Genomic DNA, 10,184 nt, shown 5'->3' on the forward strand with positions numbered 1-10,184 from the left:
TCAGGTTCGTCCTTGTAGGACAAGCCGCGTTCCCCCTTCAAGAGGCAACAGCGCCCATGTGGTACAACGGTTTACTCGACCTGTCGGTCTGGCAGCTGGTGGCTGCGACCTTGCTGATGACACACGTGACCATCGTCAGCGTGACTGTCTATCTGCACCGCTACTCTGCGCACCGTGCACTGGAACTGCACCCCGCGCTCAAGCATTTCTTCCGTTTCTGGCTGTGGTTGACCACGGGTCAGAACACTCGCGAGTGGACCGCGATTCACCGCAAGCATCACGCCAAGTGCGAAACCGTGGATGACCCGCACAGTCCGGTCATCAAGGGGCTGAGCACCGTGCTGCGCAAAGGTGCCGAACTCTATCAGGAAGAGGCGAAGAACCAGGAAACCCTGCGTATCTACGGCAAGAACTGCCCGGATGACTGGATCGAGCGCAATGTCTACAGCCGCTACCCGATTGGCGGCGTGACGCTGATGGCGATCATCGATCTGGCGCTGTTCGGCGTGCTTGGCATGACCGTCTGGGCGATCCAGATGATGTGGATTCCGGTATGGGCCGCAGGTGTCATCAACGGTCTTGGCCACGCTGTCGGCTATCGCAACTTCGAATGCCGCGACGCCGCCACCAACCTGGTGCCCTGGGGTATCCTGATCGGCGGTGAGGAGCTGCACAACAACCACCACACCTATCCCAACAGCGCCAAGCTGTCGGTGAAGAAGTGGGAGTTCGACATGGGCTGGGCCTGGATCAAGCTGTTCAGCTTCTTCGGTCTGGCTCAGGTGCAGCGTGTTGCCCCCATCGCCCATCGGGTCGAGGGCAAAGCCAGCCTGGATATGGACACTGCCATGGCCATCCTCAACAACCGTTTCCAGATCATGGCGCAGTACCGCAAGTTGGTGATCGTGCCGTTGGTCAAGCAGGAAGTAGCCAAGGCCGACGAGTCCGTTCGTCACCTTTTCCGCCGTGCAAAACGCCTGCTGTCACGTGAACCGAGCCTGCTGGAAGAGCAGCATCACGCGCACATCGCCGACATGTTGGCGCAAAGTCAGGCACTCAAGGTGATCTACGAGAAGCGCCTGGCGTTGCAGCAGATCTGGGTCAAGACCAGCAGCAACGGCCACGACATGCTCGAAGCCATGAAGCAGTGGGTACACGAGGCCGAGGTCAGCGGTATCCAGTCGCTGCGTGAGTTTGCCGAGCAGCTCAAGACCTATTCGCTGCGACCATCCAGCGCGACTGCCTGACCGCCGCTCGTTACAAGCAAAGGCCCGCCGAACTGGCGGGCCTTTGTGTTTGTCCAACAGCTCGCACTATGCTCATTTCAATGCGAGGCGAAGGACGGATGGCCGCTGTAATGGACGATCAAGGCAACGCTGTTTCCGAGTTGGAAGAACTGACCTTGGCTCTACTGCACAGCCGTGCCGAAGTAGAGCGCCTGGGCGCGCGCGAACAACTGTTCAGTAGCCTGCTTGGTAGCGTCAATGCCGTGCTCTGGGCCTTCGATTGGAACGAGCAGCGGATGATTTATGTCAGCCCTGCCTATGAGCGCATCTTCGGTCGTTCCGCCGCGCTGCTTTTGGCCGATTATGGCGAGTGGCGCAACAGCATCTATCCGGACGATATCGACTACGCCGCCGAAAGCCTGGCCAAGGTGCTGGAAACCGGCGCGGTGGAGTCTCGCGAGTACCGCATCATTCGCGCTGATGGCCAATTGCGCTGGCTCAGCGACAAGTGTTTCGTCAGCCCCCGGCTGGGCACTGAGCCCGGCAGTGTGATCGTCGGTATCGCTGAAGACATCACCGAGAAGAAGCGCCTGGAGGGCGAGCTGCATCGCCTGGCTACCACCGATGTACTGACTCAGAGCAGCAACCGGCGGCACTTCTTCGAGTGTGCCCGTCGCGAGTTCGAACATGCGCGCAAGTTTGGCAGCCCGCTGGCCTTCCTGTTGCTCGATCTCGACGACTTCAAGAAGATCAATGACCAGTACGGCCACCAGGTCGGCGATGAAGTGTTGCGGCGTCTCGCGCATTGCGGCAGCAATGCCCTCAGGCGCGGCGATCTGTTCGGGCGTATAGGTGGTGAGGAGTTCGCGGCGCTGTTCCCCGGCTGTGAGCAGGATGTGGCTTTGCAGGTGGCTGAACGACTGCAGCGTGAGGTGCAACGCCTCAGCTTTCGCCACGAGGGCACCAGCTTCGGCATCACCGTCAGTCAGGGGCTGACCAGTCTGCTGGCCACTGATGTAAGCCTCGATGCGCTCTATGCACGTGCCGATGCAGCGATGTACATGGCCAAGCGCCAAGGCAAGAATCAGATCGTTCTTGGCTGAGGTCCTGGCGATTTTCCGCCTGGGAACAGGTTCTCATAAGCGGAAATTTGCCTATCTTGATTGTCACTACATGGTCACTGCGCTGCAGGAAAAATGTAACCTGTTGTTCTAGAGGCCCCGCAGGCCTGCTATAAGGAACTGGCGCGTTATCTGCATAGGCATCCGGCAGATGCCGGCCAGGATGTCGGCGCACAATAACAACGACGAGAGAGCATTCACCATGCACCACTCTGCCCGCCTTATTTCGGTCACCGCCCTGGGTTCGCCGTTGTTCTGTTCTTCCTGAGTTTTTCACGTATCCATTCGAGCCTGGTTCATACCCTGTCCCGGCTTGTGGGTGCGTATGCCCCATTCGTGCCGGCCAGCCTCTTCGTGCCGAAGTCTGCGCCGGACGATGCGTCACCTTAAACACACTGGAGAGAAACATAATGAGAAAGACCTCCCTGGCACTGGCTGTAGCCGCCAGCACCCTGGGCCTGAGCCAAGTCGCCTTCGCCGACCTGGTCGGCGATACCAAAGTCAGCCTGGAAGCACGTAACTTCTATTTCAACCGTGATTTTCGTGAGGGCGCAGGTCAGTCCAAGCAAGAAGAATGGGCGCAGGGTTTCATTCTGCGCATGAACTCTGGCTTCACTGAAGGCACCGTTGGCTTTGGTGCTGATGCCATTGGTATGTATGGCTTCAAACTGGACTCTGGTGATGGCACCGCAGGCAGTGGTCTGCTGGTCCCTGACCGTTCCTCAGGTGGTTCTCAGGACAATTACTCTGGTCTGGCTGTAGCGGCCAAGGCCAAGGTTTCCAACAGCACTCTGCGTGTTGGTCACATGCAGTTCAAGAACGCTGCAATCGCGTCCAGCGATAGCCGTCTGCTGCCGCAAATCTTCCGTGGTGGTCACCTGGTTTCTCAGGAAATTGAAGGTCTTACTCTGGATGCGGGTTACCTGGATGAGGTAAATAACCGCAACTCGCAAGACTATGAAGACATGACGCTGAACACTTACTCGTTCAGTGGCATTCAATTCAGGGGTTTGAATCAGAGCAACGAGTTCATCTTTGCTGGTGGTAACTACAAGCTGACCAATGATCTGACGGCTGGTTACTACTATTCCAACTTGGAGGATATGTACAAGCAGCATTCCTTCAATCTGGTGCATGTGCTGCCCCTGGGCGACAAGCAGAGCCTGAAGACTGATCTGCGTTACGCTCGCTCCACTGATGACGGCCAAAGCAATGTTGATAACAAAGCCTTCGGTGCCATGGTTACCTATGCACTGAGCGGCCACTCCTTCGGTATTGGCTATCAGCAAATGGATGGTGACACCGGCTTTGCCTATGTCGGTGGTACCGATCCGTTCCTGGTCAACTACGTTCAGATCGGTAACTTCGCTGCCAAGGACGAAAAATCATGGCAGGCTCGTTACGATTTCAACTTCGCTTCCATCGGCATCCCTGGTCTGACCTTCATGACCCGCTACCTGACCGGTGACAACATCGATCGTGGTGCTGGCGTTTCCGAAGGCCGTGAATGGGAACGCAACACTGACATCGCCTATGTCTTCCAGGAAGGTGCACTGAAGAACCTGGGTCTTCGCTGGCGCAACGCTACTATGCGCAACAACTTCAGTCGCAACATCGACGAAAACCGTCTGATCGTCAGCTACACCCTGCCGCTGATGTAAGACCAAAGGTTTTCGGGAGGCTTGCCAAGGCCTGATGTCTCGAAAAACTGACTGAAAATGCCCGCTCCCTTTGGATGCGGGCATTTTTTATGGGCGACTGGTGGCGGCTCAGCGTGAGTTGTCAGCTGGCGCTGCCGAGGTGGCAAGAATGGCGCTGGCCAGTGCCATATCGTCGGCGTCCTGCAGTTGGGGGTTGGCGCTACGCAATTGCTGCATTGCCGCTTCCAGATGCGGGCCGCGGATTTCGCCGTTACTGGCGACGAAGCTGCTGGCATCCTCTTCGGCCGCCGCAACCAGCTTGCGATCCTTGAAGGTCAGATAGGTCGAGGCGGTGGTTGCGCCCGAGGAAAGAATGTCGCGCAGCAGGCCATCGGCTGCTGCAGTCTGGGCGATCAGGCAGGCACTGAACGCCAGTGCGGCACGGCTCGTTACACGCATGATGAAACTCCTTTAGGGTGGTTCCTCTCCTAGGAGTCGCGCAAACTGCTGGTGGTTCCTTGCTGGCGATGGCCGGTTGCCAGGCCGGTCAGTTGCTGAGCTTGCGCGCCCTCTGCTGATGACGCCACCAAAGCAGCGCCGAGAGTATTGCCAGTGCGCTGAACAGCAGAAACTGCCAGACCCAGGGCAGTTCCGGGAACAGGTAGGTCAGTGCACCGACGACGACGGCCACCAGGCCGATCCACAGCAGGTAGCCCCCGGCGCCGAATACCTCGAGAATCAGCAGCAGGGTGGCCAGGGCCAACCAATCCCAGAACGACAAGTTTTGCAGGTAGGTGATCATGGGAAGACGCGGCTACCCATACTCAGACTGTTAGCTGATCGCCCTTCGGTGTACATCGCATAGACTCCATTGCCAGATCAATCAATCTAAGCACAGTCGCCTGGGCTCTGCCGCCGACCCCTTCGCAAGGCGGGCAGATGCCGGGCCATCCATGGGAGCCAGGGCATGTTTGCGCGTTCGTTGATGGCGTTTTTGCTTACCGCCCTGTTGCTGGCAGGGCAGGGCGCCGTGGCCGATGAGCTGCTGAATACCCTGCACCATGTAGCGCCGCAGTTGGAAATGCGAGCGTTGCAAGGTGCGCTACAGGCGCTGCGATGTGCCGAGCGTGAAGGCGCGGGTGGGACCAGGCGGTTGGCGGTGATCGATTACTCGTATTCCTCGCTGGAGCGGCGCCTATGGGTTTTCGATCTGACGCACAGACGTCTGCTGCAGCGTGAGTTCGTGGCCCATGGTCGCCAGTCCGGTGAGTTGTTCGCCGAGCGCTTTTCCAATCTGCCCGGTAGCCATCAGTCCAGCTTGGGTCTGTTTCGCGGTGGTGAAAGCTACAGCGGCCGGCATGGGCATTCGCTACGCCTCGATGGTCTGGAGCCCGGCTTCAATGACCAGGCGCGTGCCCGGGCGCTGGTAATCCATGGGGCTGATTACGTGGCGCCGACATGGGCGCAGAAGTATGGCCGCATGGGGCGCAGCCTGGGCTGTCCGGCTGTGCAGCAGGAGGTGATTCGGGTGCTGGTGGATCAGCTCAGGGATGGCCAGTACCTGTTCGCCTGGCATCCGCAGATGAGCGATGACCGCTATCGCGACTGCGCGAGCATCAGCGTTGCTCGCTCTGCGGAGTGACGCGCAACACTTCCTCGATGGTGGTCAGCCCTGCCGCGACCTTTTGCGCGCCGGACAGACGCAGGCTGCGCATGCCGTCCTTGAAGGCGGCGCGGCGCAGGGCGGTAAGGTCGGTGTCGGCGTTGATCAGTGGCTTGATGGCATCGTTGATCAGCATGATCTCGTAGACGCCGGCACGGCCTCGGTAGCCGGTTTCACGGCATTCGAGGCAGCCGACGGCATGGTGCGCCTGGGTCGGCAATGGTGAGCTCCAGGGCCGGGTCAGGCCGTTCCAGGTGTCTTCGTCCAGTTGCACCGGTGCCTTGCAGTGTGGGCACAGGGTACGCACCAGGCGTTGCGCCATGACGCCGAGGATGGTGGCCTTGAGCAGGTAGTGCGGCACGCCCAGTTCGAGCAGGCGGGTGATGGCGCTGGGGGCGTCGTTGGTATGCAGGGTGGACAGCACCAGGTGGCCGGTCAGCGCCGCCTGGATGGCCATTTCGGCGGTTTCCAGGTCGCGGATCTCACCGATCATGATGATGTCCGGGTCCTGGCGCATCAGTGCGCGTATGCCGCTGGCGAAGTTCAGGTCGATGTTGTGTTGCACCTGCATCTGGTTGAAGGCTCCTTCGATCATCTCGATGGGGTCTTCGATGGTGCAGACGTTCACCTCCTCGGTCGCCAGCTGTTTGAGCGTGGTGTAGAGCGTGGTGGTCTTGCCCGAGCCGGTAGGGCCGGTAACCAGGATGATGCCGTTGGGTTGGCAGGTCATGCTCTCCCAGCGGCGCAGGTCGTCAGGAGAGAAGCCAAGCTGATCCGGGCTTTTCAGCAGCACTTCCGGGTCGAAGATACGCATCACCATCTTCTCGCCGAAAGCGGTCGGCAGGGTGGACAGGCGCAACTCCACTTCGTTGCCATCCGGAGTCTTGGTCTTGACCCGGCCATCTTGCGGCTTGCGCTTCTCGGCGATGTTCATGCGGCCGAGGTTCTTCAGGCGGCTGACCACCGCCATGGTGACCTGGGCGGGGAACTGGTAGACAGTATGCAGCACGCCGTCTATGCGAAAGCGCACGGTGCCCTGCTCGCGGCGCGGCTCGATATGAATATCGCTGGCGCGTTGCTGGAAGGCGTACTGGAACAGCCAGTCGACGATGTTGACGATGTGCGCATCGTTGGCGTCCGGTTCCTGATCCTGGGCGCCGAGGCTGAGCAGTTGTTCGAAGTTGCCGACACCGCTGATCTTCTGGTCGGTGGCATTGGCGCCGCTGACCGAGCGGGCCAGTCGATAGAACTCGGTGGTGAAGCGCTGAATATCGCTGGGGTTGGCTACCACGCGCTTGATCGGACGCTTGAGCACGTGGATCAGGTTGGCTTCCCAGCTGTGCACCAGTGGCTGGCTGCTGGCGATGGTCACGCTCTCGCTGTCCACGGCCACGGCGAGAATCTTGTGACGCTGGGCGAAGGCGTAGGACATCAGCGGGGTGATGGACGGAACGTCGATCTTCAGCGGGTCGATGCGCAAGTAAGGTTGCCCGGCGAAGTTGGCCAGCCAGGTGGTGAGGGTTTCCAGGTCGAGTTTCTTGCCCGGCCTTTTTTGGTCGTCCACCTGCTGTGCGGCGAGAAACTCCAGCGGGTGCTGGCTATTGTTCAGCGAGCTGCGACGGATCGCCAGGCACTGCTCAGCCACATCCTGATCGACCCGGCCCTGGGCCACCAGCTCACGCAGCAGATCGCCAAGATCCAGTACACGGTCAGGGGCGGTAGCGGTGAAGGCGGACATGCGGGCTCCTCGGGTCGGCCTGAACAAGGTTAGCAGGCCGTTTTTCAACGGCCTTTCAGCCCGGCTAGGATGCCCGAAAAGCGGCACAAGGGCGAAGGCTCATACGTGACGGAGTAGCCGCTTCAGGCCACCTCCGTCACCAGGCCGTGATCCAGGTGTTGCCAGGTCACCTCCCATACGCAGACCAGGCCTCGCAGTTTCTGCGCCAGCACCCCGGCTCGATGCAGCGAGATGCCGGGCAAGTGCAGGCTGATGTGCAGGTCATCGTGCAGGCGTTCCATGTGCAAGGCTTCGGGTAGCAGCTGCAATTGGGCGAACAGACCGAGCAGTCGGCACAGCACGTCGGCTTCGGCGTCGGTGCGCAGTTGGTATTCGACGTAGGCATCGGGACGATCCTGCCAGGGATCGCGGCGGTTGTGGGCGGCGGGGAACGGAGTGGTATCAGGCATGGCGGCAGCTCGGGCAGGTTTTGCCTAAGTTTCCGCCTTCTATCGGCAAAAGTTCTGCCTGTTTTTCTGTGTTTATGGGTGTTTGATGGATAGAATTTCCCAATTTCGTCATTAGTGGGGATTTTTTATGTCCGTTTCCCTGGATGCCTACGATCAACGCATTCTTGCTCTGCTACAGGAGGATGCGGGTCTCTCCACGGCGGAGATCGCCGAGCGTATAGGTCTGTCGCAGTCGCCGTGCTGGCGACGTATCCAGCGTCTGAAGGAGGAGGGGGTGATTCGCAAGCAGGTTACCCTGCTCGATCGCAAGCGCATCGGCCTGCATACGCAGGTATTCGCTCAGGTCAAACTCAACGCCCATGGTCGCTCCAACCTGACCGAGTTCGCCGAAGCCATGCGCGAGTTTCCCGAGGTGCTGGAGTGTCATGTGCTGATGGGCGCGGTGGATTTCATGCTGCGCATCGTCACCCGCGATATCGAAGCCTATGAGCGCTTCTTTTTCGAGAAGCTGTCACTGGTGCCCGGTATCCAGGAGGTGAACTCGATCGTTGCTTTATCGGAGATCAAGTCCACCACCAGCTTGCCGCTCGCCTAGCAGGCCGTTGAAAAACGTAGGCGAGGCAGCCAGTGCAAGGCAAGAACAGCCGCAGCAATGGCAACGCAGGTAGTTTTTCAACGACCTGCTAAGGCTTGATCACCACGGGTTTGGTCTGCTCCACGTTGCGTTTGTCGGGTGGCGTGAGGCCCATGGAGACGTAGATGCTGGTCAGTTGATCCACGCCCATGTCGGCCGGGCGTATCCATGTCTCCGGTACGTAGAGCAGGCCGCCACCGACTGGAATCGGCGCGGTGGGAATTAGGATGGCGCAGTAGGCGCGGCCTTCCAGCTCCACTGTTTCGGAACTCGGGCGCAGGGCTAGCACCGCTGCGCCGTCGCCGCCGAAGAAGCACCAGACCGGGGCCATGGTGGTGATATCCGGGTTCTTGTTCTTGTCCAGCAGGCCAACGAAGCGATCGGCCAGGTTGTAGAAATTACCGATCAGCGGGGTGCGCCGCAGGGTGCGATCGATCAGCCAGGACAGCGGACGACGCAGGCCCAGTTGCACGGCCAGACCTAGTGGGTAGAGGCTGGCCAGCAGCACCAGGCTGCCCAGCAGATAGGCCATGTAGCCGTTGCTGGAGAAAGGTTGGCCGAGGGCGGCGAACACCTGGCCGATGAGGGTCGAGGGGCCGACCAGGCGATTGAGCAGGCTGAATATCCAGGCGAGCAGTGCCAGGGTCAGCGCCAGTGGTAGTAGCGCGAGTAGACCAGTCAGCCAGGTGGTAACGAGGGATTTCAGGCTGCGTCTGAGCATGTAACGATTTCCTTGACGATCGTGGCGGTGACTTTACGCCAGGCCCGGCAATTCTGCGCAGCCATGTGTGTGCTGGGTTGGCGAAATGGCTACAGCACTTTTCGTCAGATTGTTTCGTGCAAAAAAAGCCCGGCACTAAGGCCGGGCGGAGTGGGTACACGAGGTACCGAAGTAGCATCGTTCGGTTGAACCCTTACATGCCGAGCATGTTCGGCAGCGCCATGGAAACGGCCGGGATGTAGGTAATCACCATTAGGAAGCTGATCAGCAGCATCAGCCATGGCAGCGCGGCGCGGATCACGGCCGTCAGTGGCATGCCCGTCACCGCCGAGGTGACGAACAGGTTCAGCCCCACCGGTGGCGTGATCAGACCGATCTCCATGTTCACCACCATGATGATGCCCAGGTGGATCGGGTCGATGCCCAGCTGCATGGCGATCGGGAAGAGGATCGGCGCCAGGATCAGGATGATCGCCGACGGCTCCATGAAGGCACCGGCGATCAGCAGCACGATGTTCACCACCAGCAGGAACTGCCAAGGCTGCAGGCCCAGATCCACCACCCAGGCAGTGATCTGCTGCGGGATCTGCTCGGTGGTCAGCACATGGGCGAAGAGCATGGCGTTGGCAATGATGAACATCAGCATGATGGTCAGCTTGCCGGACTCCAGCAGCACCTTCGGGCACTCGCGGATGGTCAGGTCCTTGTACACGAACAGGGCGACGAAGCCGGCGTACACCGCCGCCACGGCCGCAGCCTCGGTCGGGGTGAACATGCCGGTGTAGATACCGCCGAGGATGATCACCATCAGCAGCAGGCCCCAGAACGCTTCACGCGCAGCACGCAGCCACTCGCGGAAGCTGGCACGCGGCAGTGCCGGCAGCTTCTTGATGCGCGCGACGATGTAGATCGCGATCATCAGCACCAGGCCGAGCATCACGCCCGGGATCACCCCGGCCATGAACAGCTTGCCCACCGACTGCTCGGTGGCG

General features: G+C 60.0%; 11 protein-coding genes. 5 read left to right on the top strand and 6 right to left on the bottom strand.

Annotated elements, in window-relative coordinates; translation table 11 throughout:
- Positions 1–56 precede the first annotated feature (56 nt).
- The 3 genes from desA (at position 57) to BM186_RS23965 (ending at position 4,008) form a co-directional block, all read left to right on the top strand.
- Positions 57–1,247 carry a delta-9 fatty acid desaturase DesA gene (gene desA, locus BM186_RS23955; RefSeq protein WP_072426241.1) on the top strand — a complete coding sequence of 397 codons (1,191 nt, stop codon included), beginning with the start codon at positions 57–59 and terminating at the stop codon, positions 1,245–1,247.
- 110 nt (positions 1,248–1,357) lie between these two features.
- A complete protein-coding gene (locus BM186_RS23960; RefSeq protein WP_074918868.1) occupies positions 1,358–2,329 on the top strand; it encodes a GGDEF domain-containing protein in 972 nt (323 codons plus the stop codon).
- A 428-nt stretch (positions 2,330–2,757) separates the two neighbouring features.
- A complete protein-coding gene (locus BM186_RS23965) occupies positions 2,758–4,008 on the top strand; it encodes an OprD family porin (RefSeq protein WP_017675987.1) in 1,251 nt (416 codons plus the stop codon).
- 108 nt (positions 4,009–4,116) lie between these two features.
- On the opposite strand, the gene BM186_RS23970 is transcribed toward BM186_RS23965, so the two are convergent.
- Both BM186_RS23970 and BM186_RS23975 read right to left on the bottom strand, forming a co-directional pair.
- Complete coding sequence (locus BM186_RS23970; protein WP_074918870.1) at positions 4,117–4,446, bottom strand: DUF2388 domain-containing protein; 330 nt, start codon at positions 4,444–4,446, stop codon at positions 4,117–4,119.
- Positions 4,447–4,534: 88 nt separating this feature from the next.
- Positions 4,535–4,789 carry an NfeD family protein gene (locus BM186_RS23975; protein ID WP_074918872.1) on the bottom strand — a complete coding sequence of 85 codons (255 nt, stop codon included), beginning with the start codon at positions 4,787–4,789 and terminating at the stop codon, positions 4,535–4,537.
- A 165-nt stretch (positions 4,790–4,954) separates the two neighbouring features.
- Between BM186_RS23975 and BM186_RS23980 the strand changes: the two genes are divergently transcribed.
- The gene (locus tag BM186_RS23980) at positions 4,955–5,629 is read left to right on the top strand and encodes a murein L,D-transpeptidase catalytic domain family protein (protein WP_074918874.1); all 675 of its coding nucleotides are present in this window, start codon (positions 4,955–4,957) and stop codon (positions 5,627–5,629) included.
- Here the strand turns inward: BM186_RS23980 and BM186_RS23985 are convergent.
- A complete protein-coding gene (locus BM186_RS23985) occupies positions 5,604–7,388 on the bottom strand; it encodes a type IV pilus assembly ATPase TfpB (RefSeq protein WP_072426246.1) in 1,785 nt (594 codons plus the stop codon). The two genes, BM186_RS23980 and BM186_RS23985, sit on opposite strands and share 26 nt — an antisense overlap.
- A 122-nt stretch (positions 7,389–7,510) precedes the next feature.
- Positions 7,511–7,837, bottom strand: coding sequence for a hypothetical protein (locus BM186_RS23990; RefSeq protein WP_074918876.1), 327 nt, complete (start codon positions 7,835–7,837; stop codon positions 7,511–7,513).
- Positions 7,838–7,964: 127 nt separating this feature from the next.
- On the opposite strand from BM186_RS23990, the gene BM186_RS23995 reads away from it, so the two are divergent.
- Positions 7,965–8,432: an Lrp/AsnC family transcriptional regulator gene (locus BM186_RS23995; protein ID WP_074918878.1), complete on the top strand. Its 468-nt coding sequence runs from the start codon at positions 7,965–7,967 to the stop codon at positions 8,430–8,432.
- An 88-nt stretch (positions 8,433–8,520) separates the two neighbouring features.
- Here BM186_RS23995 and BM186_RS24000 read toward each other — a convergent pair whose 3' ends face one another.
- Both BM186_RS24000 and BM186_RS24005 read right to left on the bottom strand, forming a co-directional pair.
- Positions 8,521–9,192, bottom strand: a complete 672-nt coding sequence (locus tag BM186_RS24000; protein WP_074918880.1) for a DUF502 domain-containing protein — start codon at positions 9,190–9,192, stop codon at positions 8,521–8,523.
- A gap of 193 nt (positions 9,193–9,385) precedes the next feature.
- On the bottom strand, positions 9,386–10,184 hold a 799-nt coding region (locus BM186_RS24005), incomplete at its 5' end, for a TRAP transporter large permease (RefSeq protein ID WP_139228036.1).

This window comes from Ectopseudomonas toyotomiensis (genome assembly GCF_900115695.1).
In the GTDB taxonomy this organism is placed as follows: Bacteria; Pseudomonadota; Gammaproteobacteria; order Pseudomonadales; family Pseudomonadaceae; genus Aquipseudomonas; species Aquipseudomonas toyotomiensis.